This is a genomic window from Mesorhizobium sp. BH1-1-4 (assembly GCF_020165665.1).
GTDB lineage: Bacteria > Pseudomonadota > Alphaproteobacteria > Rhizobiales > Rhizobiaceae > Mesorhizobium.
In genome coordinates this window covers 70006-94981 of sequence record NZ_JAIUIN010000023.1, presented here as the reverse complement: position 1 = coordinate 94981, position 24976 = coordinate 70006, and the positions used below count along the sequence as shown (strand labels likewise).

At 63.5% G+C, this 24976-nt stretch carries 27 protein-coding genes; 11 read left to right on the top strand and 16 right to left on the bottom strand.

What is annotated here, in order from left to right; translation table 11 throughout:
- Positions 1-103 precede the first annotated feature (103 nt).
- Genes LB569_RS26955 through LB569_RS26940 form a run of 4 tightly spaced genes read left to right on the top strand, consistent with a single transcriptional unit; the run spans position 104 to position 4692 of the window.
- Positions 104-1990 (top strand): ABC transporter ATP-binding protein, encoded by a 1887-nt coding sequence (locus LB569_RS26955; RefSeq protein ID WP_224694757.1) that lies wholly within the window; start codon positions 104-106, stop codon positions 1988-1990.
- Positions 1991-2000: 10 nt separating this feature from the next.
- Entirely contained in the window at positions 2001-3884 is a 1884-nt protein-coding gene (locus LB569_RS26950; RefSeq protein ID WP_224694756.1) for an ABC transporter ATP-binding protein, read from the top strand.
- 4 nt (positions 3885-3888) lie between these two features.
- Positions 3889-4380, top strand: coding sequence for a GNAT family N-acetyltransferase (locus tag LB569_RS26945; RefSeq protein ID WP_224694755.1), 492 nt, complete (start codon positions 3889-3891; stop codon positions 4378-4380).
- A complete protein-coding gene (locus LB569_RS26940) occupies positions 4381-4692 on the top strand; it encodes a DUF6665 family protein (RefSeq protein ID WP_140704794.1) in 312 nt (103 codons plus the stop codon). It begins immediately after the preceding gene.
- Between the two features lie 3 nt (positions 4693-4695).
- Here LB569_RS26940 and LB569_RS26935 read toward each other — a convergent pair whose 3' ends face one another.
- On the bottom strand, positions 4696-5040 hold the full coding sequence (locus tag LB569_RS26935) for a cupin domain-containing protein (protein ID WP_224694754.1): 345 nt from the start codon (positions 5038-5040) through the stop codon (positions 4696-4698).
- 314 nt (positions 5041-5354) lie between these two features.
- On the opposite strand from LB569_RS26935, the gene petA reads away from it, so the two are divergent.
- From petA to LB569_RS26910, 5 genes are all read left to right on the top strand, one after another.
- Positions 5355-5915, top strand: coding sequence for a ubiquinol-cytochrome c reductase iron-sulfur subunit (petA, locus tag LB569_RS26930; RefSeq protein WP_127276061.1), 561 nt, complete (start codon positions 5355-5357; stop codon positions 5913-5915).
- A 16-nt stretch (positions 5916-5931) separates the two neighbouring features.
- Positions 5932-7233, top strand: coding sequence for a cytochrome b (locus LB569_RS26925; RefSeq protein WP_140704798.1), 1302 nt, complete (start codon positions 5932-5934; stop codon positions 7231-7233).
- Positions 7234-7260: 27 nt separating this feature from the next.
- The gene (locus LB569_RS26920; RefSeq protein WP_140704800.1) at positions 7261-8118 is read left to right on the top strand and encodes a cytochrome c1; all 858 of its coding nucleotides are present in this window, start codon (positions 7261-7263) and stop codon (positions 8116-8118) included.
- Between the two features lie 283 nt (positions 8119-8401).
- Complete coding sequence (locus LB569_RS26915) at positions 8402-9097, top strand: acid phosphatase (RefSeq protein ID WP_224694753.1); 696 nt, start codon at positions 8402-8404, stop codon at positions 9095-9097.
- A 229-nt stretch (positions 9098-9326) separates the two neighbouring features.
- On the top strand, positions 9327-9872 hold the full coding sequence (locus tag LB569_RS26910; RefSeq protein WP_013893474.1) for an adenine phosphoribosyltransferase: 546 nt from the start codon (positions 9327-9329) through the stop codon (positions 9870-9872).
- A gap of 30 nt (positions 9873-9902) precedes the next feature.
- Here LB569_RS26910 and LB569_RS26905 read toward each other — a convergent pair whose 3' ends face one another.
- The 7 genes from LB569_RS26905 to LB569_RS26875 all read right to left on the bottom strand — a co-directional run bounded on the left by LB569_RS26905 (position 9903) and on the right by LB569_RS26875 (position 15359).
- Positions 9903-10367, bottom strand: a complete 465-nt coding sequence (locus tag LB569_RS26905; RefSeq protein WP_224694752.1) for a MaoC family dehydratase — start codon at positions 10365-10367, stop codon at positions 9903-9905.
- A complete protein-coding gene (locus LB569_RS26900; RefSeq protein ID WP_224694751.1) occupies positions 10364-10834 on the bottom strand; it encodes a MaoC family dehydratase in 471 nt (156 codons plus the stop codon). The genes LB569_RS26905 and LB569_RS26900 overlap by 4 nt, the downstream gene beginning before the upstream one ends.
- A gap of 114 nt (positions 10835-10948) precedes the next feature.
- On the bottom strand, positions 10949-11923 hold the full coding sequence (gene corA, locus LB569_RS26895; RefSeq protein WP_224694750.1) for a magnesium/cobalt transporter CorA: 975 nt from the start codon (positions 11921-11923) through the stop codon (positions 10949-10951).
- Between the two features lie 182 nt (positions 11924-12105).
- Positions 12106-13209 (bottom strand): redox-regulated ATPase YchF, encoded by a 1104-nt coding sequence (gene ychF, locus LB569_RS26890; protein ID WP_140704810.1) that lies wholly within the window; start codon positions 13207-13209, stop codon positions 12106-12108.
- A gap of 95 nt (positions 13210-13304) precedes the next feature.
- Complete coding sequence (gene pth / locus LB569_RS26885) at positions 13305-14027, bottom strand: aminoacyl-tRNA hydrolase (protein WP_224694749.1); 723 nt, start codon at positions 14025-14027, stop codon at positions 13305-13307.
- Positions 14028-14051: 24 nt separating this feature from the next.
- Complete coding sequence (locus tag LB569_RS26880; protein WP_140704814.1) at positions 14052-14693, bottom strand: 50S ribosomal protein L25/general stress protein Ctc; 642 nt, start codon at positions 14691-14693, stop codon at positions 14052-14054.
- Positions 14694-14930: 237 nt separating this feature from the next.
- Positions 14931-15359, bottom strand: a complete 429-nt coding sequence (locus LB569_RS26875) for a MarR family winged helix-turn-helix transcriptional regulator (protein WP_224694748.1) — start codon at positions 15357-15359, stop codon at positions 14931-14933.
- Positions 15360-15511: 152 nt separating this feature from the next.
- On the opposite strand from LB569_RS26875, the gene LB569_RS26870 reads away from it, so the two are divergent.
- On the top strand, positions 15512-16369 hold the full coding sequence (locus tag LB569_RS26870) for an alpha/beta fold hydrolase (protein ID WP_224694747.1): 858 nt from the start codon (positions 15512-15514) through the stop codon (positions 16367-16369).
- Between the two features lie 73 nt (positions 16370-16442).
- Here LB569_RS26870 and LB569_RS26865 read toward each other — a convergent pair whose 3' ends face one another.
- On the bottom strand, positions 16443-17684 hold the full coding sequence (locus LB569_RS26865) for an MFS transporter (RefSeq protein WP_224694746.1): 1242 nt from the start codon (positions 17682-17684) through the stop codon (positions 16443-16445).
- Positions 17685-17834: 150 nt separating this feature from the next.
- Here LB569_RS26865 and LB569_RS26860 point away from each other — a divergent pair, with 150 nt between their 5' ends.
- Positions 17835-18719, top strand: coding sequence for an AraC family transcriptional regulator (locus LB569_RS26860; RefSeq protein WP_224694745.1), 885 nt, complete (start codon positions 17835-17837; stop codon positions 18717-18719).
- Positions 18720-18740: 21 nt separating this feature from the next.
- Here LB569_RS26860 and LB569_RS26855 read toward each other — a convergent pair whose 3' ends face one another.
- The 7 genes from LB569_RS26855 to lgt all read right to left on the bottom strand — a co-directional run bounded on the left by LB569_RS26855 (position 18741) and on the right by lgt (position 24969).
- Entirely contained in the window at positions 18741-19196 is a 456-nt protein-coding gene (locus LB569_RS26855; protein ID WP_224694744.1) for a hypothetical protein, read from the bottom strand.
- 24 nt (positions 19197-19220) lie between these two features.
- Positions 19221-20156, bottom strand: a complete 936-nt coding sequence (locus tag LB569_RS26850; protein WP_140704822.1) for a ribose-phosphate pyrophosphokinase — start codon at positions 20154-20156, stop codon at positions 19221-19223.
- Positions 20157-20305: 149 nt separating this feature from the next.
- The gene (locus LB569_RS26845; RefSeq protein ID WP_224694743.1) at positions 20306-20932 is read right to left on the bottom strand and encodes a hypothetical protein; all 627 of its coding nucleotides are present in this window, start codon (positions 20930-20932) and stop codon (positions 20306-20308) included.
- A 43-nt stretch (positions 20933-20975) separates the two neighbouring features.
- Complete coding sequence (locus LB569_RS26840) at positions 20976-22127, bottom strand: M24 family metallopeptidase (RefSeq protein WP_140704826.1); 1152 nt, start codon at positions 22125-22127, stop codon at positions 20976-20978.
- The gene (gene pgeF / locus LB569_RS26835; protein ID WP_224694742.1) at positions 22127-22921 is read right to left on the bottom strand and encodes a peptidoglycan editing factor PgeF; all 795 of its coding nucleotides are present in this window, start codon (positions 22919-22921) and stop codon (positions 22127-22129) included. Before pgeF ends, LB569_RS26840 begins: the two co-directional genes overlap by 1 nt.
- 102 nt (positions 22922-23023) lie before the next feature.
- On the bottom strand, positions 23024-24112 hold the full coding sequence (locus tag LB569_RS26830) for a class I SAM-dependent methyltransferase (RefSeq protein ID WP_224694741.1): 1089 nt from the start codon (positions 24110-24112) through the stop codon (positions 23024-23026).
- On the bottom strand, positions 24109-24969 hold the full coding sequence (gene lgt / locus LB569_RS26825; protein WP_224694740.1) for a prolipoprotein diacylglyceryl transferase: 861 nt from the start codon (positions 24967-24969) through the stop codon (positions 24109-24111). The genes LB569_RS26830 and lgt overlap by 4 nt, the downstream gene beginning before the upstream one ends.
- Positions 24970-24976: the final 7 nt, after the last annotated feature.

Below are 24976 nucleotides of genomic sequence, written 5' to 3'. Positions count from 1 at the left end.
GCCCGGTTTTTTGCGGTCGCGGGGGCCCTCGATGCCATCCGGTCCGAGGACTTCGTACGCCGCCAAGCCGCGTAAGCGGAAACAGATTTCACAGGCATGACCTATGTTGTTGTTTAGTTGGTTTGAAAGAAGGCTCGATCCGTTTCCGGCAGCGGAGCCGGTCGAGCCGCCCAGGACGCTGGTTGCCTTCTGCCTGCATTATACGCGCGGCGCCTGGCCCTATATTCTTGTCGATGCGGTGCTGGTCGCGGCCATCGCCATCGCGGAAGTGTGGATGTTCGGCTTCCTCGGCCGCATCGTCGACTGGCTGTCGGGCCAGAACCGCGAGACTTTCCTGCAGACGGAAGGCTGGAAGCTCGCCGGCATGGCCTTCATCGTGCTGTTCGCGCTGCCCGGCACGGTTTGGCTGCATTCGCTGCTCAACCAGCAGACGCTGATGGGCAATTACCCCATGCGCATCCGCTGGCAGGTGCACCGCTACCTGCTCAAGCAATCGATGAGCTTCTACCAGGACGAGTTCGCCGGCCGCATCGCCACAAAGCTGATGCAGACCGCGCTTGCCGTGCGCGAATGCGTCATCAAGGTGATCGACGTCCTCAACTACGTCGTCGTCTATTTCCTCGGCATGCTGTTGATTGTCGGTTCGGCCGACTGGCGGCTGGCGGCGCCGCTTGGCGTCTGGATGGTCGGATATATCCTGTTGCTGCGCTTCTTCATCCCGCGACTGGGCAAGGTCGGGGAGGAGCAGGCCAATGCGCGCTCGACCATGACCGGCCGCGTCGTCGACAGCTACACCAACATCCAGACGGTCAAGCTGTTTTCCCATTCACGCCGCGAGGCCGCCTTCGCCAGGGAAGGCATGATGGGCTTCCTCGATACGGTCTACCGGTCGATGCGGCTGGTGACGCTGCTGTTCGGCTCGCTCTACATACTGAACGCGCTGCTGCTGTTCTCGGTCACCGCCATCTCGCTGTGGCTGTGGATGGGGCAAGTGGTGACGATCGGTGCGGTCGCAGTGGTCATCGGTCTGGTGCTCCGGATGTGGGGCATGTCGCAGTGGATCATGTGGGAAATGTCGAGCCTGTTCGAGAATATAGGCACGGTGCAGGACGGCATTGCCTCGATCTCGTTGCCGCGCCTGGTCGAGGACAGGCCTGACGCGAAGGAGATCAGCGTCTCCAAGGGTGAGATCCGCTTCGAGGACATCCGCTTCCACTACGGCAAGCAGAAGGGTGTCATCGAAAACCTGTCGCTGGTGGTCAAGCCGGGCGAGAAGGTCGGCATTGTCGGCCGCTCGGGCGCCGGCAAGTCGACGCTGGTCAATCTCTTGCTGCGCTTCTACGACCTGGAAAGCGGCCGGATCCTGATCGACGGCCAAGAGATCGCCGGCGTGAAACAGGATTCGCTGCGCGCGCAGATCGGGATGGTCACGCAGGATACCTCGCTGCTGCATCGTTCGGTGCGCGAAAATATCCTCTATGGCCGGCCCGATGCCACCGACGAGATGCTGCTCGAGGCGGCGCGGCGGGCCGAGGCGATGGATTTCATATCAGGACTTTCGGACCATCATGGACGCAAGGGGTTCGACGCCTATGTGGGCGACCGCGGCGTCAAACTGTCCGGCGGTCAACGGCAACGCATCGCCATTGCTCGCGTTATGTTGAAGGACGCGCCCATACTTATCCTTGACGAGGCGACGTCGGCGCTCGATTCCGAGGCGGAAGCCGCCATCCAGGAGAATCTCTACAAGCTCATGCAGGGCAAGACCGTCATCGCCATCGCGCACCGGCTGTCGACCATCGCGGCGATGGACAGGCTCGTGGTGATGGACCAGGGTCGCGTCATCGAGGAGGGCTCGCACGAGGAACTGGTCGCCAGAGGCGGACTCTACGCGCAGCTCTGGCAGCGCCAGTCGGGTGGGTTCCTGCTCGATGACGTCCCAGTCGAAGCCGCCAATGACGCAATAGCAAAGGGGCAAGCCGCAGAATGATGGCCGCCGCATGATGACAGCCGTCTACCGCTGGTTCGAGACCTGGGTCTACCCGTTCAGGGAGCCGGCGAATCTTCGGCCACCGGCCAGCATCACGGGCTTCCTCTGGCACTATGTTGGGCAAGCGAAGTTCGCCTTCTTCGCCATGCTGGTCATCGGCGGCATCGCGCCGCTGGTCGAGGCCGGCCTGTTCTATTTCGTCGGGCGGCTGGTCGATATTCTCGATCAATTGCCCGGCGAGCGCAGCTGGCACGCGCTGTGGACCGCCGCCGGCCCCGAACTGGTGTTCATGGTCGCGGTGGTGCTGGTCATCCGCACCATCGTCGTCGGCCTGTCGGCCCTGGTCGACGAACAGACGATCACGCCCGGCTTCTACAATCTGGTGCGCTGGCAGGCGCACCGGCATGTCTCGCGCCAGTCCTACGCCTTCTTCCAGAACGATTTCGCCGGCCGCATCGCCACCAAGGTCTGGCAGGCGGGGCAGGCGACCGGCGACCTGATGGAAAGCTTCATCGAGGTCGTCTGGTTCATGGTCGTCTATACGGTGACGACGCTGGCGCTGGTCGCCGGGCTCGACCTCAGGCTGGCGGCACTCGTGGTGGTCTGGATTACCGCCTTCGGCTTTCTGGCGAAACTCTATTTGCCGGCAATCCGCAAGCATGCCGAAGCGACGGCGGAGGCGGGTTCCATGATCAATGGCCGCATTGTCGATTCCTACTCCAACGTGCAGACGCTGAAACTGTTCGCGGCCGACGGCGACGACCGCTACATCAGGAACGGTTTTGACATCTATCTCGACGCATTGCGGCCCTTCACCCGCCGATTGACCGGCGTGCGCATGGCGCTGACGACGCTGTCGGGCATCATGATCACGGCGATCGGCTGCTTTGCCGTCTATCTCTGGGTCGAGGGCTCGATCACCGTTGGCGCCGTCGCCTTCACGCTCAGCCTGGTGCTGCGGCTCAACATGCTGCTTGGCCGGCTGATGATGCAGATGAACGGCATCTTGCGCAATCTCGGCGTATTGGAGAACTCCAAGGCGCTGATCTCGCAGCCGCTCGGGCTGACCGATACGCCGGACGCGAAAGAGCTAGTCGTGACGGGCGGGCGCATCGACGTCAGGAATGTCGAGTTCCACTACGGCAAGGGGTTCGGCGTGCTCAACGGCATCGACCTCGTCGTCAAGCCGGGTGAGAAGGTCGGGCTGGTCGGCCCGTCAGGCGCCGGCAAGACGACGCTGGCCAATCTGATCCTGCGCCTCTACGACCTCGAAAGCGGCGAGATCACCATCGACGGCCAGAACGTCTCTGATGTGACGCAGAATTCGCTGCGCGCCAATATCGGCGTCGTTAGCCAGGACACCGCGCTGTTCCACCGCTCGCTGCGCGACAACATCAAGCTCGGCATGCCCGACGCGACGGACGCCGAGGTGATCGCGGCGGCGAAAAAAGCCGAGGCGCACGAGTTCATCCTGACCTTGCGCGACAACCGCGACCGCGCCGGCTACGAGGCCTTTGTCGGCGAGCGCGGCGTGAAACTGTCGGGCGGCCAGCGCCAGCGCGTGGCGATCGCCCGCGTCTTCCTCAAGGACGCGCCGATCCTGATCCTCGATGAGGCGACGTCGGCGCTCGATTCCGACATCGAGGCGGCGATCCAGGAGAACCTGACACGGCTGATGGAGAACAAGACCGTGATCGCCATCGCCCACCGGCTGTCGACGATCGCCGCGCTTGATCGCCTCGTCGTGCTGGATGGCGGCCGCATCGTCGAGCAAGGCACGCATGACGAACTGGTAGCGCTCGACGGGCTCTATGCCCGGCTGTGGAAGCGCCAGTCGGGCGGCTTCCTCTATCACGAGGAAAGCGTGCTCGAAGAGACGCGGCCGGCGGAGTAGGCGCATGGGTGGATCGCCAGAGGTCAGCCCAGGAGTCGGCCCAGAGACGGGCTATGTGCTCAAGCGTTTGCGGCCAACCGCGCCGGCCTTCGACACGTTGAAGGATGAGAGCCGGCTGGAGGGCTACTGGATGCTGGTGCGCCTGGGCGATGGCTGGGCAAGCGGCCGCAACAAGTTCCTGAAGCGGGGCGAGGCGCTGTTCGGGGCATGGCATGGCCGGGAACTCGCCGGCGTGTGCGGGCTGAACATCGATCCCTATTTCGAGGGCAGGGACCAAGGCCGGGTCCGTCACCTGTTCGTCAGCGCGCGCCACCGCCGCAACGGCCTTGGCCGCATGCTGGTGGAAACCGTTGCCGACAGGGCTCGTCAGTATTTTTCAGTCTTGAACACCCGCGCGCCCCCGGAAGCCTTCGGTTTTTACGAAAGGCTTGGCTTTCAACGCGTGGAAGGCGAAGAATTCGTCACCCATCGCATAATTTTCGGGAAAGGGGGCTGAATGTCCTTGCGTCCACCGTCTCATCTTGCCGGCGCTACCGCTGCCGAAGCCGCCTTCGATGCGCTCGGTCATGAAATCCTGGCGGAAAAAGCGGCCGCTCTCGGGCGCGCCGGTCAAAAGGTGGAGGAAACGCTGGCCCGGCTGGCCAGCAATGCCGAGGAGGACCTGCGTCCCCTTCTTCTCAAGGAGGCCGCCGTGGCCGTCCACGCCTATTTCATCCAGCGCGAACTGTGCGGCTTTCGAAAGCACGATGCCGTCATCCGCGAATACAACATCCCCAGGGCGGTACTTGTCCGGTTGGGAGCGACGTAGGGATCACTCCAGCCATTCGGTGATGAACGTGCCGTTCTCGTGGATGTCGGTCGTTTCCAGCTGGCCGGGACCGAGATTGGTGAATTTGTGCGGCGTGTTGGGCGGCACGATGACAATCTGGCCGGCGGAGGCCTCGATTTCCTGGTCGCCGACCGTGAACAGGGCGCTGCCGTGGCGGATGATGAAGATCTCCGCATAGGGATGGGAATGCAGCCGCGGACCGCCGTCTGTGTCGGGCAGATGATTGAAGATCAGGCAGGAGTTGGAACCGTAGACGCCGCACTGCAGTTCGCCCTTCCAGCGGTCGGGACGAACAGCCCATTCCTCGCGATCGATGACATGCGCCATGACGGGGAAGATAGATCACACCGACATCCTGTGTAGAGGTAAACAGAGATGCCGGATTTGCGGTTGTTTCCCGGTTGTTTAGCCGTCCTTCGCGGCCATTCGCCGCCTTGTCGCGCGATAGGGTATTTTGTCCCCGCGACAATCTGCCCTTGTGCCTTGACCCGTCTGGACAAAAACGGGCTTCACGCATAAACCGAAGTCCAAATGCCGGAGGAATTCGCTAGCCTGTTCGCCATGCGCTGTCGGGTTGGCGTGATTGAGCGGGGAACAAGGCTCGGCCACCGGCGCGGAAGAGGCGAAAGGATCAGGCACCCGTGAGCGCAACCGACATCCACGATCCCAATCGTCGAGATTTTCTCTACGTCGCCACCGGCATGGCCGCCGTGGTCGGCGCCGGTGCCGTCGCCTGGCCGTTCATCGACCAGATGCGCCCCGACGCCTCGACGCTGGCGCTCGCTTCGGTCGAGGTCGACGTCTCCTCGCTGACGCCTGGGAGCTCGCTGATCGTCAAGTGGCGCGGCAAGCCGGTCGTGGTGCGCAACCGCACCGAAAAGGAAATGAAGGACGGCGAGGCCGTCAGCCTCTCCGATCTCAAGGATCCGATCGCCCGCAACGCCAATTTGCCGTCCGATGCGCCGGCGACTGATGCCAACCGCACCACGCCCGGCAAGGAAGCCTGGATGGTGATGGTTCAGGTCTGCACGCATCTGGGCTGCATTCCACTCGGCCAGGAAGGCGATTTCGGCGGCTGGTTCTGCCCGTGCCACGGCTCGCAATACGATACCGCTGGCCGCATCCGCAAAGGCCCGGCGCCGGAGAACATGGCGATTCCGGTATTCAAATTCATTTCCGATACCAAACTCCTTATCGGTTGAGGCAGGGGATATTTCGATGAGCGAGGGACACTCGACCTATACGCCGAAGACCGGTATCGAACGCTGGTTCGACGCCCGCATGCCGCTGCCCAGGATGGTCTATGACAGCTTCATCGCCTATCCGGTGCCGCGCAACCTGAACTATATGTGGACCTTCGGCGGCATCCTGGCGATCATGCTGGTGTCGCAAATCCTGACTGGCATCGTGCTGGCGATGCACTATACGTCGGACAGCGCTCTCGCCTTCAATTCGGTCGAGAAGATCATGCGCGACGTCAACTCCGGCTGGCTGTTGCGTTACATGCATGCCAACGGCGCCTCGTTCTTCTTCATCGCGGTCTACCTGCATATCTTCCGCGGTCTTTATTACGGCTCCTACAAGGCACCGCGCGAACTGCTGTGGATCCTGGGCTGCATCATCTATCTGCTGATGATGGCGACCGGCTTCATGGGCTACGTGCTGCCTTGGGGGCAGATGAGCTTCTGGGGCGCCACCGTCATCACCGGCTTCTTCAGCGCCATTCCGCTGGTCGGTGACTGGATCCAGCAGTTGCTGCTCGGCGGCTTCGCCGTCGACAACCCGACGCTGAACCGCTTCTTCGCGCTGCACTACCTCCTGCCGTTCATGATCGCCGGCGTCGTCGTCCTGCACGTCTGGGCGCTGCATGTCGTGGGTCAGTCGAACCCGACCGGCATCGAGGTCAAGTCGAAGACCGACACCGTCGCCTTCACGCCCTACGCGACCATCAAGGACGCGTTCGGCATGATCGTGTTCCTGTTCATCTTCGCCTATTTCATCTTCTTCCTGCCGAACTATCTCGGCCACGCCGACAACTACATCGTCGCCAACCCGCTGAAGACGCCAGCCCATATCGTGCCGGAATGGTACTTCCTGCCGTTCTACGCGATCCTGCGCGCCATCACCTTCAACATCGGGCCGATCAATTCCAAGCTCGGCGGCGTGCTGTGCATGTTCGGCGCTATCGTCATGCTGTTCCTGGTGCCGTGGCTCGACACCTCGAAGGTGCGCTCGGCGGTCTACAGGCCCTGGTACAAGCTGTTCTTCTGGCTGTTCGTGGCCGATGCCATCCTGCTTGGCTGGCTGGGCTCGCAGCCGGCGGAAGGCAGCTATGTGTTCATGGCGCAGATGGCGACACTGTTCTACTTCGCCTTCTTCCTGATCGTCCTGCCGGTGCTCGGCCTGATCGAGACGCCGCGCAGGCTGCCCAACTCGATCACCGAGGCGGTGCTCGAGAAGAACAAGGGCGGCAGCGGGCATCCGGCGGGCGCCACGGCAGCACCTGAGACCAAGGGCTGAGCGGTAGAGAATCTAAGGGGATTTGGCATGAAAAAGATTCTCACCTCGCTGGCGCTGATCGGCCTCGTGGCCGCCGGCACCGCCGCCTTCGCGGCCGAAGAGGCGCACGACGCGGCGGCTCCGACGCATTTCCCGATCCACGAACCGAAGGAAATGAGCTGGAGCTTCACTGGCCCGTTCGGCACCTATGACAAGGCGCAGCTGCAGCGCGGCCTGAAGGTCTACAAGGAAGTCTGCTCGGCCTGCCATTCGATGAACCTTGTGGCGTTCCGCACGCTGTCGGACCTCGGCTACAGCGACGCCCAGGTCAAGACGTTCGCGGCCGAATACACCATCCATGACGGTCCCAACGATGCCGGCGACATGTTCGACCGTCCCGGCAAGCCGTCGGACCATTTCCCGGCGCCGTTTGCCAACGAGGAAGCCGCGGCTGCCTCCAATGGCGGCGCGGCACCGCCCGACATGTCGCTGCTGGCCAAGGCGCGCGGCGTGGAACGAGGTTTTCCGCAGTTCGTCTTCGACATCTTCACCCAGTACGACGCGGGTGGCCCCGACTACATCCATTCGCTCCTGACCGGCTATGACGAGAAGCCGCCGGCCGGAATGGTCATTCCCGAAGGCACGCATTACAACCCGTACTTCATGTCGGGCGTGTCGCTGAAGATGCCCAAGCCGCTCTCCGACGGCCAGGTGACCTATGACGACGGTTCGCCGCAAACCGTCGACCAGTACGCCCGTGATGTGTCGACCTTCCTGGCCTGGGCGGCCGAGCCGCACATGGAAGCCCGCAAGAAGACCGGCTTCCGCGTGCTGGTGTTCCTGCTTCTGTTCGGCGCCCTGGTCTATCTGACCAAGCGCAAGGTCTGGGAAGCCGTCGCCCACTAAGGCCTGTTGACCTTCAGGTGAGGCCGGTCTGCAAACGATGGCTTCCTGCGCTTCCGGTGCTCACGTACTTCAAGTACGCTCCGCTCCGGTTCTCGGAAACCATCGTTTTCGACTCGGCCTGACCTGAATCTCAAAAGGCCTTGGCCGTTCAATGCACAATGTGGGGCGTCGAGAGGCGCCCTTTCTGCTTTTGAGGTGGATTACACCACCACGCCTCTGCGGTGTCACATGGCCGTCACCGCACATCGCGATCCTGCGGCGCTCTCATCAAAGGATCACGCCCATGAAAAGATACGCATCGCTCGCGGCAGGCCTGCTGCTGCTTGTCGTCGGCTCCGCGGCCCATGCCGAAGACGCAAAACCGTTCATCACCAACAAGGATGTCGACCTGACGATGATCCTGCCGCCGCCGCCGGCCAATGATTCGGCCGAGACCAAGGCCGAGCTTGGCGAGGTGCTGACCGTGCAAGTCACGCGCACGCCCGAAATGGAAGCTCGCGCCATCGCCGATGCCGAGGAAAACGTCTGGCGTTTCGCCGATGTCATGGGGCCGAATTTCAACAAGGACAAGCTGCCGAAATTCAGCGCCTTCTTCGATCGCGTGGTGGAGACCGAAGGCGCCGTCGTCGACCCGGCAAAGGATGTCTGGAAGCGACCGCGCCCGCATCAACTCAGCGATCTCGTCAAGCCGGTGGTCAAGCTGTCGAGCTCCGGTTCCTGGCCGTCAGGCCACGCGACCGTCGGCACGATGATGGGCATCATCCTGTCCGACATGGTTCCGGAAAAGCGCGCCGAGATCATGGCCCGCGCGGCCGAGTTCGCCCACAACCGAATCGTTGGCGGCATCCATTATCCGTCCGACGTCGAGATGGGCAAGATTTCCGGCAGCGTGATCGCCGCGGTCCTGCTCAACCGGGAGGATTTCAAGGCCGAGTACGAAGTGGCCAGGGCCGAGCTTCGGTCCGATCTCGGCATGTAGGGTTTGGCAAATAACCATCCGTTCGAGCGGGGCGCCTTCGGGCGCCCCTTTTTCGTGGCTGCGCCAACGGCAGGAAAAATCGCCGACGTCTGCTCCCGGGCCCTGATCAAATCCTTTGCCGGATGCGCTTGTTTCGGCCGCCACATCGCGCTAGCCGTTGTCGGTCGCGCCGGGTTACGATCGGCCCGCGCCGTTTTACTTTGTCAGCCGGATCATTCGGAGCCGCTTCATGAAACCTTCTCTCGAAGACACGCTGCTGGCGTCGATCCGCACCATTCCGGACTATCCCAAGCCCGGCATCCTGTTTCGCGACATCACCACGCTGCTCGGCAATGCGCGCGCCTTCCGCCGCGCCATCGACGAGCTGGTGCATCCCTATGCCGGGCAGAAGATCGACAAGATCGCCGGCATCGAGGCGCGGGGCTTCATCCTTGGCGGCGCCGTCGCGCACCAGCTCTCGGCCGGCTTCGTGCCGATTCGCAAGAAGGGCAAGCTGCCCTATGAGACGGTGCGCGTCGCCTACAGCCTGGAATACGGGCTGGACGAGATGGAGATGCACAAGGACGGCGTCGCGCCCGGCGAGAAGGTGATCCTTGTCGACGACCTCATCGCCACCGGCGGCACGGCGGAAGCGGCGGTCAAGCTGCTGCGCCAGATCGGCGCGGACATCCTCGCCGCCTGCTTCGTCATCGACCTGCCGGATCTGGGTGGACGCGCCAAGCTCGAAGCGCTGGGTGTTCCGGTGAGGACGCTGATCGGGTTCGAGGGGCATTAGTGAATAGTGAATAGTGAATAAGCGTTGCGCTCACTCACTACCCACCTTCACCAGCACGGCACTTTCGAACTCCAGCACCTTGGCGCCGTTCGAATCGGAGGCCTCGCAGAGCAGCGCCAGCAGCCGCCAGCCCGGGCGCGACGCGATCGGGCGGTGGGAAAGCGCGGTGCGCATGAAAGTGATGGTTTGCCCGGCATAAACGGGCTTCAGCCACTTCAGGTTCTTGAAGCCGGGCGAGGGGCCGAATTCGGGCACCGCGCCGTCCCAGCCTTCGGCGTCCAGGCGGGTCTCCAGGTTCAGCTTCATCCAGGTGGCGGCGGTGTGCCAGCCGGAGGCGCAAAGCCCGCCGAGCACGCTTTTCCGGGCGGCTTCCTCATCGATGTGGAAGATCTGCGGGTCGTACTTGCGGGCGAACGCCTTGATCGCGTCGGCCTCGAATGTGTGCGAGCCCAGCGTCACCGTGGTGCCGATGCGGAAGAACTCGTCCAAGGTCATGACAGGTTACCCGCGGCATCGCGCGTCAGGAACATGACGGAGTTCTCCAACTCGAAAACGCTTTCGCCGCGTTGGTTGACCAGTTCGCTGCGCATGGTGACGAAGCCCAGTTGGGGCTTGGATTTCGACAGGCGCCTGGCCAGGACCACGAGGTTGCCCCGCAGCGTATCGCCGGCCAGCACCGGCTTCTTCCACTTGACCTGATCGACGCCGGGCGCGCCCTGGCAGGTGGAGTCCAGCAGGAAGGCATCGCACAGCATGCGCATGAACATGGCGCATGTGTGCCAGCCGGAGGCCGAGAGGCCACCGAGGATACTGGCCTTGCCGGCTTGCTCGTCGAGATGCATCGGCTGCGCATCGAATTCGCTGGCGAATTCGATAATCTCCGCCGCGCTTACCTGTTTGACGCCGAGGTCGAACGAGGCACCCTGGACGAAATCCTCATAGGCCCATGTCTTTGCGGTCATGTCGGCAATCCGGTTGAATCCCAAGGATCGGGCAACCCGGATGCAGGCCGGCGGCGTTTTGGTCAAGTCCTTTCTGGTGAGCCAGCCTGGAGCAGCCGGCGCCGGCGGCGGTGGTCAGAGCCAGCCGCGGCGGCGGAAATACCAGAAGGGCAGGATCGCCGACAGGATCATCATGGCGATGGCGAAGGGATAGCCGAACTCCCATTTCAGCTCGGGAATGACGTCGAAATTCATGCCGTAGATCGAGGCGACCAGCGTCGGCGGCAGGAAGATGACGGCGGCGACCGAGAAGATCTTGATGATGGCGTTCTGCTCGATCGAGATCATGCCGAGCGTGGCGTCGAGCAGGAAGGAGATCTTCTGCGACAGGAAGGTGGCGTGGTCGGCGAGCGACAGCACGTCGCGCGACAGCGTCTTGACGCGGGCGCGCACATCCTTGCTCATCTTGGTCTGGGTGGCGACATGGGCGAGGAAACCCGCCAGGCGCTGCAGCGAGATCAGGCTGTCGCGGATCGAGGAGGCGATGTCTTCCTTGCGGCCGATCGCTTTCAGCAGTTCCTGGAAGTCGCGGTTGCGCTTCGACACCTTGATCGAACGTGCTTCGAAAATATCGCGCGAAATCACTTCCACGTCGCGGCCGGCGCGTTCCAGGATGTCGGCGAGGCGGTCGACGATCGCTTCCAGCAGGCCGATCAGGATGGTGTCGCCGCTGGTGCAGCCGGTCGCCACCTTCTCGGCGCGCAGCGGGAAGGTCTTGAAGGCCTTGGGTTCATGATAGCGAATGGTGATCAGCCTTTTGCCGGCGAGCGCGAAGGTGACCGGCGACATCAGGGGATCGTCGACCTCGGTCTGCGCGGGCAGGGTGGCGGTCATGAAATAGGCGCCGTCCTCGATGTAGAGGCGGCTGGAAATCTCGATCTCCTCCATCTCCTCGCGGGTCGGGATGGCGACGCCGAGCCAGCTTTCGATGGTGGCCTCTTCCTCCTTGGTTGGATTGAAGAGATCGGCCCAGACGATCTTGTCGCCATCCGCCGCGAGATCGTCGCTGAGGCGCAGGCGATCATTGTCGACGACGAAGGCTTTGATCATCGCCGGATTTCCCTGCCAAAGCTGCGCTCGGATAGACGCATCGTGTCGGATTTCACAGGGCAGGCCCTTTCGACGAGAGCGCCGACCGCGCGCAGCAGCCGATTAGACCCGCGATGTGACAAGGTCAAGGCAGGGCAAAAAAGCCGTAGCCAGCCAGCGTGGCCGATCACGGGTCGAGCCCGTCAGGTGTTGAACTTGAACAACAGCACGTCGCCGTCCTGGACGACATATTCCTTGCCTTCGTCGCGGGCCTTGCCGGCTTCCTTGGCCGCCACTTCGCCGCCGAGCGTGACATAGTCGTTGTAGGCGATGGTCTGGGCGCGGATGAAGCCGCGCTCGAAATCGGTGTGGATGACGCCGGCGGCCTGCGGGGCCTTGTCGCCCCTGTGGATGGTCCAGGCGCGCGTTTCCTTCGGACCGGCGGTGAAATAGGTGATCAGATGCAACAGGTCGTAGCCGGCGCGGATGACCTTGTTGAGGCCCGGCTCGTCGAGGCCGAGCGAGGACAGGAACTCCATCTCTTCCTCGTCCGAGAGCTGGGCGACCTCGGCTTCGATCGCGGCCGAGATCACCACCGTGCCGGCGCCCTGCGCGGTTGCCATTTTTTCCACGGCCCTGGTGTGCTCGTTGCCGGTCGCGGCATCGGCCTCGGCGACGTTGCAGACATAGAGCACGGGGTGCGAGGTCAAGAGGTTCAGGCCCTGCAGGATGCGCAGGTCCTCCGCCGAAATGCCCTTGAGCAGGATGCGGGTCGGCTTGCCGGCCTGCAGCAGCTCGAGCGCCGCCTCCATCATCGGCAGCACCGTGGTGGCTTCCTTGTCCTTGCTGCCGGCGCGCTTGCGGATCTGCACGATGCGGCGCTCGAGGCTGTCGAGGTCGGCGAGCATCAGCTCGGTCTCGACCGTCTCGGCGTCGGCGACCGGGTCGATGCGGCCCTCGACATGGGTGATGTCGTCATCCTCGAAGCAGCGCAGCACATGCACGATGGCGTCGACCTCGCGGATGTTGGCGAGGAACTGGTTGCCCAGCCCTTCGCCCTTGGAGGCGCCGCGCACCAGGCCGGCAATGTCGACGAAGGAGATGCGGGTCGGGATGATCTCCTTCGACTTGGCGATCTCGGCGATCTTCCGCAGGCGCGGATCGGGCACCGCCACCTCGCCTGTATTCGGTTCGATGGTGCAGAAGGGGTAGTTGGCGGCCTGCGCGGCGGCCGTCCTCGTCAGCGCGTTGAAGAGCGTCGACTTGCCGACATTGGGCAAGCCAACGATGCCGCATTTGAAACCCATTGTGTCCGGTCCTATCGGGAAAGCGAAATTTGATGAGGGCTATGGGCGATAGGGGTCGGGAACGTCAAGCCCTGTAACGCCGATGGTCCCGCGGCTCAGTCCTTGTTGCCGAAGAGTTTCTTCAGCATCGCGGCCATCGGGCCGGTGTCGGGCAGCTTGGCGGGCGCCTGCTGGGGGCGGGCCTGACGGACGTGGCTTTGCTGTTTCGGAGCCTGTTTTTGCGCCGGCTTTTCCGGTTCGGCGCCGGCCTTGCCTTGCACGGCAAGGGCGGCCTTGTTCATGAAGCCGGATTCGTCACCCTTGACGATCATCGCGGCGTTGTCGGCGATGGCGTCGAGCAGCGGGTCGAGCCATTCGCGGTCGGCCTTGGCGAAATCGCCCAGCACATGATGCTGGACCATTTCCTTGACGCCGGGATGGCCGACGCCGATGCGCACGCGGCGATAGGTATTGCCGACATGGCCATCGATCGAGCGGATGCCGTTGTGGCCACCGGCACCGCCGCCGGTCTTGATGCGTAATTTGCCCTCGGCGAGATCGATCTCGTCATAGAAGACGGTGAGGGCGGAGGGAGCGAGCTTGTAGAAGCGCAGCGCCTCGCCGACGGACTGGCCGGACAGGTTCATGAAGGTCTGCGGCTTGATCAGGATGATCTTTTCGTCGCCGAGCGTGCCTTCGGCGATCAGGCCCTGGAACTTCTTCGACCAGGGCGAAAAGGAATGGCGGCGGGCGATAGCGTCCGCCGCCATGAAGCCGACATTGTGCCGGTTTTCAGCGTATTTCGCGCCCGGATTGCCGAGGCCTGCAAATACAAGCATCGTCGTCTCCGGGCGTGAAAGGAGTTACTTCTCTTCGGCGGCGGGAGCCGCTTCAGGAGCCGCGGCCTCGACCGTCTCTTCCGTCTCCGGCTTCATCGCCGACGAACCGGCGACGGTCGCGATGGTGAAGTCGCGGTCGGAGATCACCGGCTTGACGCCGGCCGGCAGCTTGACCGCCGAGATGTGGATCGAATCGCCGATGTCGGCGCCGGTGAGATCGACGGTGATGAATTCCGGGATCGCATTGGCCGGGCAGTGGAACTCGACCTCGTGACGCACGATGTTGAGCACGCCGCCGCGCTTGATGCCGGGCGACTTGTCTTCATTGATGAAGTGCACGGGAACATCGACGTTGACTTCGGTATCCTTGCCGATGCGCAGGAAGTCGACATGGACAGGGAAATCCTTGACCGGGTCGAGCTGAAAATCCTTCGGCAGAACCTGGATCTTCTTGCCGCCGACATCGATCGTGGCGACCGTGGTCAGGAACCCGCCGCCATGGATCTTGTAGTAGACGTCCTTGTAGTTCAGCGCAATCGCCAGGGGAGGCTGCTTGTCGCCGTAAATCACTGCAGGCACTTTACCATCGCGGCGAACTGCACGGGCGGACCCCTTACCGACCTGTTCGCGCGCTTCGGCCTTGAGCTCGTAAGTATCGTGGCTCATGGTTTTTCCTTTCGCGTGTTATGGAGCGCCTACGGTTGGTGATGTGCCAGGCCGTAAACGTCGAAAGCCGCCGGACCTCGATGTCCGAATGCCGGAAACCGCAGCGAGCGGATCTTTGTTCGGGATCACAAGGGGAAGGCAGCCTTCCGCCGCGTTGCCTCCAAGGGTGTCTACGCGGGTGGCGGCTCTATAGCGGAAGGCGGGCGAGGGTGCAAGCGGCGGTCGGAGGGGCCGCCACTACCGCTCGCCAGTCAAGGCATCGCGCAGCGCCTGGACCTGCCGGTTCAGGGCGTCGAGCTCGGCCAGTGTCATGCCCGAGCGTTCGACCAGTGTCTCGTTCAGGCAGTTGCACTGGACAAGCAGCTTGCGGCCGGCTGCCGTCAGGTCGACCTGCACCTGGCGCTCGTCGGTCTGGCTGCGCTGGCGGGTCACCAGGCCGGCCTGTTCCATGCGCTTGACCAGCGGCGTGACCGTGCTCGATTCCAGGGCGAGCCTGTGCGCGATCGTGCCGACCGACACGCCGTCGGCCTCGCCCAGCGCGTTGAGCACGAGATATTGCGGATAGGTGATGCCCATCTCGTCCAGCATCGGCTTGTAGGTGCGATTGATCGCCATTGAGGTGGCGTAGAGGGTGAAGCAGAGCTGATTGTCCAGCGGAAGAGGCACGACGCATTCCTTTGCCGATTAAGCGTTCGCGACATGTACCACGAAAAATGATATCGCGATACATATTTTTCTGGACAAGGAGAGCGAGCTGCCTTAGCGGTATGAATATCGCGATATTGTTTATTGCGATATCAAATCAAATGGAGATTGAGATGACCTCGCAGACCAAATCCGGCTCAGGCAGCGGCACGATCACCACCAAGGACGGCACGCGGATCTATTACAAGGACTGGGGAACCGGTCAGCCCATCGTCTTCCATCACGGCTGGCCGCTGAGTAGCGACGACTGGGACGCCCAGATGCTGTTCTTCCTGGCGCAGGGCTACCGCGTCATCGCCCATGACCGGCGCGGCCACGGCCGGTCGACGCAGACGGATATCGGCAACGAGATGGACACCTATGCCGCCGACGTGGCTGAACTTGCCGCGCATCTCGACCTCAAGGACGCCATCCATGTCGGCCATTCGACCGGCGGCGGCGAAGTGGCGCGTTATGTTGCCCGGTATGGAGCGGGCGGCCGGGTTGCCAAGGCCGCGTTGCTCGGCGCGGTGCCGCCGATCATGCTCAAGACCGCAGCCAATCCCGGCGGCCTTCCCATCGAGGTGTTCGACGGCTTCCGCTCCGGCGTCGCGGGCAATCGCGCGCAGCTTTACATGGACGTTCCCGCCGGCCCATTTTACGGGTTCAACCGGCCGGGCGCCGCGGTCTCGCAGGGCGTTATCGACAATTGGTACCGCCAGGGCATGATGGGTGGCACCAAGGCGCATTATGATTGCATCAAGGCCTTCTCGGAAACCGATTTCACCGAGGATCTGAAGGCGATCGAGGTGCCGGTGCTGGTCATGCACGGCGACGACGACCAGATCGTTCCGATCGCCGATTCGGCGCTGCTGGCGATCAAGCTGCTCAAGAAGGGCGAGCTCAAGGTCTACAAGGGCTTTCCGCACGGCATGGCCACGACCCATGCGGACGTCATCAACGCCGACCTGCTGGCCTTCTTCAAGGCCTGAATCCTTCCCGCTTGAACGGCAAAGGCACCCGCCATGTGGCGGGTGCCTTTGCCTGGACATAACTCGGATGATTCTAAGCAGCTGCTTGCGCCTTGCGGGCTTCCTTCATGTTGGGCAGGAACACCGTCAGCAGCCCCAGGAACGGCAGGTAGGAGCAGATCTGGAAGACGAAATCGATGCCCTTCATGTCGGCGACGACGCCAAGCAAGGCGGCCGCGATGCCGCCGACGCCGAAGGCGAAACCGAAGAAGATGCCGGCGATCGTGCCGACGCGGCCCGGCACCAGTTCCTGCGCGAAGACGACGATGTTGGAGAAGGCCGACGACAGGATGAGGCCGATCAGCACGGTCAGCACCATCGTCCATTCCATGTTCGCGTAGGGGAGCGCCAGCGTGAAGGGCAGGACCCCGACGATCGAGAACCAGATCATCGCCTTCTGGCCATAGCGGTCGCCGAACGGACCGCCGAGCAGGATGCCCAGCGCTGAGGAGCCGAGGAAGAGGAACAGCATGACCTGCGACATCTGCACCGAAACGCCGAACTTATGCATGGAATAGAAGGTGTAGTAGCTGGCCAGGCTGGCGATATAGGCGTTCTTGGTCAGCACCAGCAAGGTCAGCACCGCCAAGGCCCACATCACCTTGCGGCGCGGGAAGGGCGAGACGAAGCTTGCCGTCTTGCGATTGCCTTGCGCGGCCCGCAGGCGGCTGTACCAGCCACCGACCTGCCACAGGACGAAGATGCCGATCAGCGAGCCGACGGCGAACCAGGCGATGCTGGTCTGGCCGAAGGGCACGACGATGAAGGCGGCCAGCAAGGGGCCCATCGACTGACCGAAATTGCCGCCGACCTGGAACAGCGACTGCGCCAGCCCGAACCGGCCGCCGGACGCGAAGCGGGCGATGCGCGAGGATTCGGGATGGAAGATCGCCGAGCCGATGCCGATCAGCGAGGCACCGATCAGGAGCAGGTAGTAGTGCCCGGCATAGGCCAGCACGACCAGGCCGATCAGCGAGGACGCCATGCCCCAGGGCAGCGAATAAGGCATCGGCCGCTTGTCGGTGACCGCGCCGATGATCGGCTGCAACAGGGATGCCGTGACCTGGAAGGTGAAGGTCAACAGGCCGATCTGCCAGAAATCGAGGCCGTAATTCTCTTTCAGAAGCGGATAGATGGCCGATAGCAGCGACTGCATGATGTCGTTGATGCAGTGGCAGAGGCTCACCGCCAGGATGACGGTGAAGGCCGTCGCCTGGGCTGAAGCGTGACTGGCCGTCGCGGGTGCCGCGACGCTGGTGGCTGTCGTATCGGTCAAGATAGGCTCCGTGGTCTTTTTGGCGGGCGTAGCCGCGGGCAGATTGGCGGACGCTCCTGCGACCACCTTAGGACGGTTGCCTTATAAGCTGCTTGCGGGGCGACTTCTTTCGTGGTTTGGTCCAATAGTTTCGCAAGTGGGCCAGACCCGATGCCACATGGCAGGGAAATCTTTCGCGCCGGCAGTGCCGATCTCGGCCAATTGCACGAGAGCCGCTGGCAGTGGCTGGAGCAGGTGTCGGGACCAGCGGTCGCGCTGCCGACCGAATATCCCGACGGCTACCATGTGCCGCAACACCGCCACAGCCGCAGCCAGTTGCTGCATGCGCTGGTCGGCGTCGTGCTGGTGACGACGCGGTACGGGCGGTGGATGGTGCCGCCCGACCATGCGATGTGGATACCGGCCGGCACGGAACATTCCGTCGAAATGCTGGGCGACGTCTCGATGCGCTCGGTCTATGTCATGCCGGGCGCGATCCCCGGGCTGCCGGAAGGGTTGCGCGTCGTCGGGGTAACCGAGTTGATGCACAGCCTGATCGTGGAATCGGAAAAGCTGCCGCAGGGCGGCGTGCTGGAAGGGCGCGGCGGGTTGATCATGAACCTGCTGCTGCATGAAATCCCGACCTTGCCGGAACGGCCGCTCGGCCTGCCTTTCCCTTCCGACCCCCGGCTGGCGATGCTATGCCGGCGCTTCGTCGCCGCACCTTCGCCGCATGCCACGATCGACGAATGGGCCGACGCCGCCGGCATGAGCCGGCGCTCCTTCACCCGCGCCTTCCAGCGCCAGACCGGCCTGTCGCTGTCGACATGGCGCCAGCAGGCCTGCCTGTTCGCGGCCTTGCCGCGGCTCGCCGATGGCGAGCCGATCACCCGGGTGGCGCTCGATCTCGGCTATGACAGCGTGCCGGCCTTCATCACCATGTTCAAGCGCATGCTCGGCTCCTCGCCGCGCGGCTATATGCGCGGCGCGCGTGAAAGCGTCGAGGTGGCCCGTCGCCTGATCGGCCCGGTTCGGCTGGAAAGTCCTGTACAGTAGGCTGAGCTTGTAGAGTATCGCCTATTTTGGTTGAGCCTTGTCCTGGTGAAAGTCCTGGCTGAGCTGCGACTTCTCGACAGAAGTCAGGCTTGCCACATCATGGGTCACCGTTTCTTCGATGCCCCAAGCCTGCCCCAGAAGGTTGCTGGCAGGCGGAATGTCCAATGTTGGGAGAGCTGCATTTATTTTGTTAATGGCCCAGACCAAGCCGCACATGACACCGATGTAGGCCATAAGACACCCAAGCATGGATTTCAGGCCTATAATAGCGGTTATCCAGTGCGCTATCGACACGCCGAATGCCACGAGGGCAAAGCCCGAAAATATCAGAACGTATAAAAGGCCAAGCGCAATTCGGGAGGTCGCCGGATGATTTGCAGCATTCAACATGCCGCCAATTTTGCCCACAAAGTACTGAAAACTAGTCAAAGCCGAAAAGTAGAATTTGAACGACAGCGGTCCAATTTCGCTTCTCATCCACTCGGGCTCTGCAACCGCCTTTTAGTCGAACAGGCTCGACACCGATTCCTCGGTCGCCGTGCGCGAGATGGCTTCGCCCATCAGGTCGGCGATCGAGATGACGCGGATGTTGGGCGCGTCGAGCACGCCTTGCGTCGGCTGGATGGAATCGGTGATCACCAGTTCCTGCAGCTTCGAGCCGCTGATACGGGCAACAGCACCCCCCGACAGCACGCCGTGGGTGATATAGGCGGTGACGCTGGTGGCGCCATTGGCCAGGAGCGCTTCGGCGGCGTTGCACAGCGTGCCGCCGGAATCGACGATGTCGTCGATCAAAAGGCAGTCCTTGCCAGCGACCGCGCCGATGATGTTCATGACTTCCGATTCGCCCGGGCGCTCGCGGCGCTTGTCGACGATGGCGAGCTGCGCGTCGAAGCGCTTGGCCAGCGCACGGGCGCGGACCACGCCGCCAATGTCGGGCGACACGACCACGACATTGCCGAGCTGCTTGTATTTCGCCTTCACGTCGCGGGCCATCACCGGCACCGAGAACAGATTGTCGGTCGGTATGTCGAAGAAACCCTGGATCTGGCCGGCATGGAGATCCAGCGTCAAAACGCGGTCGACGCCGGCGCGGGTGATCATGTTGGCGACCAGCTTGGCCGAGATCGGCGTGCGCCCGGAAGCGCGGCGGTCCTGCCTGGCATAGCCGAAATAGGGGATAACCGCCGTGATGCGCTTGGCCGAGGAGCGCATGAAGGCATCGATCATGATGAGCAGTTCCATCAAATGATCGTTGGTCGGGAACGAGGTCGACTGCAGGATGAAGACATCCTCGCCGCGCACGTTCTCCTGGATTTCGACGAAGATTTCCTGGTCGGCGAAGCGCCTGACACTGGCCTTGCCCAGCGGGATGTTGAGATAGCGGGCGACCGCTTCGGCCAGCACCCTGTTGGAATTGCCCGCGAAGAGTTTCATGCACCGTTCCTGGTGGAGGACGGAGAGGCCTGGCGGACTCTCCTGCGCCTGTTAACCGGGCTTTTAGCGGCCCGCGCTGGTATTGCAAGCGCCGAGATCGGGAATCCGCCGGCTAAGGTCAAGAAAGCTGTTCGGCGGCGGGCAACACCTCAACTCGCCTTGCCGCTGAGAAAGGCGGCAAACTGGTCGATGGTCTGGTCAGCGATCGCCTGCATGGTGGCCGGCGATACCGACTTCCAGCTGTCGGCGCCCGTGCTGTCGCCGGAACCGGTCGAAGGCGCCTTCATCTGGCCGTTGATGCGGTGCAGCCGGTTGCCGGAGGGGTCATAGACGTCCCAGACATAGATGACGGTGGTGTCCTTGCCCTCCGACATCGCCGAGAAATAGCCCTTGAGCACATGGGTCGCGGTCTGATCCTGGCTGCCGGCCAGCGTGATGCCGCGCTGCTTGGCGCGTGTCTGCAGTTCCGCCGTCAGCGGCGTGGCGGCTTCCACCGAAGCGCCGACGATCGGCGCGATCTGCAGCCGGGTCTTCGACAGGATGGCGGCGGCCTGGGCGGAGGTGACGGGCGCCGTCGTCGTGGCGGTCGAAGCGGCCGTCGATGGCGCTGGGGCGGGAACGGTGACTGTGGCGCTGCCTTGCGCGGCCGGTGCGGGCTGTGCCGAAGCCGCCGGCGGGGTAATGGCGGAAGGTTCGAGAACGTCCTTTGCGTTGGTGCAGGCAGCCAGAGCCAATGCCACAAGCAATGACACGGTCGTCACATGCGATCGTCTCATTTGCCTTCTAACTCCTTGGCGAAGAACGCCTCCCATTATGGATTCACTGCACGATCAAGTCGAGATCATGGCGGGACAGCGCCTTCGGCTGGGATTCGGTGGTCAGGTAGGTGCGGCCAAGCGTCATCGCCGTCTCGGTCTCCGAATCCATGATGATCATGTGGGCGAACAGCGTCATGTTCGGCGCGATCGGCTCGGGATTGCCCTGGTAGAACATCGGCATGTCCATCCAGGACGGCGTGAAGCGGGCGCCGACCGAATAGCCGCAGGCGTTCAGCCGGTGCTTGGTCAGGCCGTGCGCCTCCATGGTGCGGGCGTGGGCGTCGAACACGTCGCCGAAGCTGTTGCCCGGCGTCATTGCCTTTTCGACGGAAAGAAGTGCGGCGCGCGCGGCGTCGAACAGCTCCTGATGGCGCTTGGAGACCTTGCCGGTCAGCACCGTGCGCATCATCGGCGCATGGTAATGGTGGAAGACGCCGGCCCATTCGAGTGTCAGCTGGTCGTTCTTGGTGAGCTTGCGGCGGCCGGCCTTGTAGCGGCACAGCAGCGCATCGACGCCGGAGCCGATGATGAACTCGTTGGCCGGATAATCGCCGCCGCCGGCAAAGATCGCGCCTTGCATGGCGGCCAGGATGAGCGCCTCGTCGCCGCCCTGCTTGATCAGCGGCAGGGCCGCGTCCAGCGCGTCGTCGGAGAGATTGGCGGCCTTTTCCGCCTTGGCTACCTCGGCCGGGCTCTTGAACAGGCGCAGCCGCCCGACGATGCCGGAGGCATCGGCGATCTGGCCGAAGGTCTGCAATTGCTCGTCCAAGCGGCGGCCATTGTATGCGGTCAGGCCGTGCGTGTCGTATTCGACGCCGATGCGGGCGCCGAGCAGGTCGAGTTCGTTGAGCAGGTTGCGCAGATCGACGGCCGGATTGGCGCCGTCGCGGTCGGTCCACAACACGATGTTGTCGATGATCGAGGTGTGCCGCGCCTGGCGCAAATCTGCCGAGCGGGTCAGAAGCACCATGGAGCCGTCGGCCTTCACTACCAGGCACTGGAAGAAGCAAAAGCCGAACGTGTCGTAACCGGTCAGCCAGTACATGCTTTCCTGCGCGAACAGCAGGATGGCGTCGAGCTTCTTTTCGGCCATCTCGATCATCAGCCGGTCGCGCCGCGCGTCGAATTCCGATCGTTCAAAATGCAGCGCCATTATTCACTCTCCAAAACGATTGCCGAAACCTGCCGGCCATAATCGGGTTCCTTGCGGTGCGTGGTGCGCCGGTAGGAGTAAAACAGATCTTCCTCGGCATAGGTGCAGCGACCAAGGCCATCGGCCGTGACGCCGGCTCTGGCCAGACGGTCGATGGTGTAGCTGGCGAGGTCGAACATCGAATGGCCGGCATGTGCCGAAGGCACGAAATAGCGGGCATTTTCGCAGTCGGCCTCGACGAAGCGGGCGACAAATTCCGGCCCGACTTCGTAATTGTCGGGGCCGATCGAAGGACCGAGCACGGCGACGATGTTTTCGCGCCGGGCGCCGAGGTTTTCCATGGCGGCAATGGTGTTTTCCAGCACGCCCGTGAAAGCGCCTTTCCAGCCGGCATGCGCGGCGCCGATGATGCGCGCGCCGGCATCCGCGAACAGGACCGGGCCGCAATCGGCGGTCGAGGCGCCGATGGCGATGCCGGGCCGGTCGGTGACGATGGCGTCGGCCTTTGGCCGTTCGCCCGCGAACGGTTCCCTGGCGATGACGACGTCGGGCGAATGGACCTGCCAGGCGGTCAAGAGATGGCTCGCGGGCACGCCCATCCAGGCGGCGACGCGGGACCGGTTCTCGGCGACCAGCGCCTGGTCGTCATCCGACCCGGTGCCGATGTTGAGGCCCTGGTAGATGCCCGTGGAGACGCCGCCGATGCGGGTGAAATAGCCGTGGCGGATGCCTTGCGCCTGCGCCTTGTCCAGCAGCGGCGACCGAACGGGATCCGGTTTGGTCTGATTGAGCATGCGGGCGTTGTTGTCCGTGTGGGCGGTTTCGTCAAGGAAAAGCGGCCGGCGGTCCGGCGCTCTTTTGCCGGACGGGAGATTGGGAGGGGCTCCGGTGAAAAGTCAATCCGCCGTCGCGAAAGGCCGAAGGGCCGTGCCGCGCGGAACGACGGCGAGCGCCTTGAAGAGTTCGCCCATGGCTTGCGGGCCGGCGAGGCGCTCGACGGCATCCGCTATCTCATCGCGCGCCGCCTGGCCGGCATTGGCGCCGAGCTGGCCGGCGCGCTCCAGAATGCCCATGCCGAGCAGGAAATTGCCCTGCGTCGACAGATGGGCGTCGAGGCCATGCGCGCGCACGACAGTCGCAAGGGCGGCGAAATCGACATGGGACGTCAGGTCAACCTCGCCGGGATTGGCCAGCACATCTTCGTGATTGTGCCGGCGCAACGCCTGCAGCGTGTCGCCTATGCCGGGCAGCAGATGGCCGTAGTCGAGGAACAGCCCGCCGCCGCCGTCTCTGGCTATGCGCTCGGCGATCGCGGCCATCAGGGCTGTGCGGGCGGGCGCGACTTCGACGATCGCGCCCTGAGGCGCGTCGCCCGCATCCCTGGGCAAGAGCGTCGGATCGAGCGAGCCGGCGCCGGCGAAGAAGCAGAGATTGTCGGCGTCGTCCAGGCCGACCATGCGTTCGCGCCATTCGGCGCCGGCGCGGACGAATTGGCGGATGGGCACGGCGTCGAACAATTCGTTGCCGACGATCAGCAGCGGCTGCCGCGGCAGCGTGTCGATGGTTTCGTGCCAGGAGATGGCAAAGGGTGTCGCGCCGAGCGTCTGCTTCTGGACGTCCGCCAGGCGCGGGCTGGTCTCGACCATGGCGAAGGCGGCGCCATTGGCCAAGGCGGGGTCGAGCCGCGACAGGGTGCGCAGCATGTCCTTCATCAGTGTGCCGCGGCCGGGGCCGATCTCGGCGACGGTCACCGGCAGCGGCAGGCCGATGGCTTGCCAGGCCTGGTAGAGCCAGACGGCGACGAGTTCGCCGAACATCTGGCTGATCTCCGGCGCGGTGATGAAATCGCCGGCCGCGCCGAACGGTTCGCGTGTCGTGTAGTAGCCGTCGCGCGGATCGAACAGGCACAGTGCCATGTATTCGTTGACGGGCATCGGGCCCACCGCTTCGATCAGGTCGACGATGCGGGCCTTCAGCCGCGTCATGTCGCCTGCGGCTGCGCTTGCGTCACCGGCTTGGCTGTCGCCATCGCCCAGATGCCGGCCAGCACCATCGGCGTCGACAGGATCATGCCCATGGTCAGCCAGTTGGTGCCGAGGAGATAGCCGAGCTGCTGGTCGGGCTCGCGGAAGAATTCGACGAAGATGCGCGACAGGCCGTAGCCGCAGATGAAGGCGCCGCCAACGAAGCGCGGCGTCTTCAGCTTGAGGCGCGAATGGGTGAGGATGCGCAGCACGACGAACAGCACCAAGCCTTCGAGCAGGGCCTCGTAGAGCTGGCTCGGATGGCGGGTGAACGGGCCGCCATTGGGGAATTCGATCGCCCAGGGCACATCGCTCGGCCGCCCCCAGAGCTCGGAGTTGATGAAGTTGGCGACGCGCACGAGGCCCAGCCCAACCGGCACGCCGGCGGCCACGACATCGAACAGCGACCAGGTGCGGATGCCGCGCTTGATGGAGAAAAGCGTCATGGCGAGGATGACGCCGAGCAGGCCGCCATGGAAGGACATGCCGCCTTGCCAGACCGCGAAAATGTCGAGCGGGTGGGCGATGTAGCGCGCCAGGTCATAGAACAGGACATAGCCGGTGCGGCCACCCAGAACCACGCCGATGGCGGCCCAGACGATGAAATCGTCGAGATCCTCCGGCTTCATCGGCAGGACGCCGTCGGGCCAGAGTTTGGGATTGGCGGCGAGCCGCTTGGCGTACCACCAGGCAAACAGGATGCCGACGATGTAACCGATGCCGTACCAATGCACCGCCAGCGGCCCGATCTGGACGAGGATCGGGTTGATGTTGGGAAACGGCAGCGAAGCCAGCGGCAGCAGGAAATATTCGTTCAACGGGAAG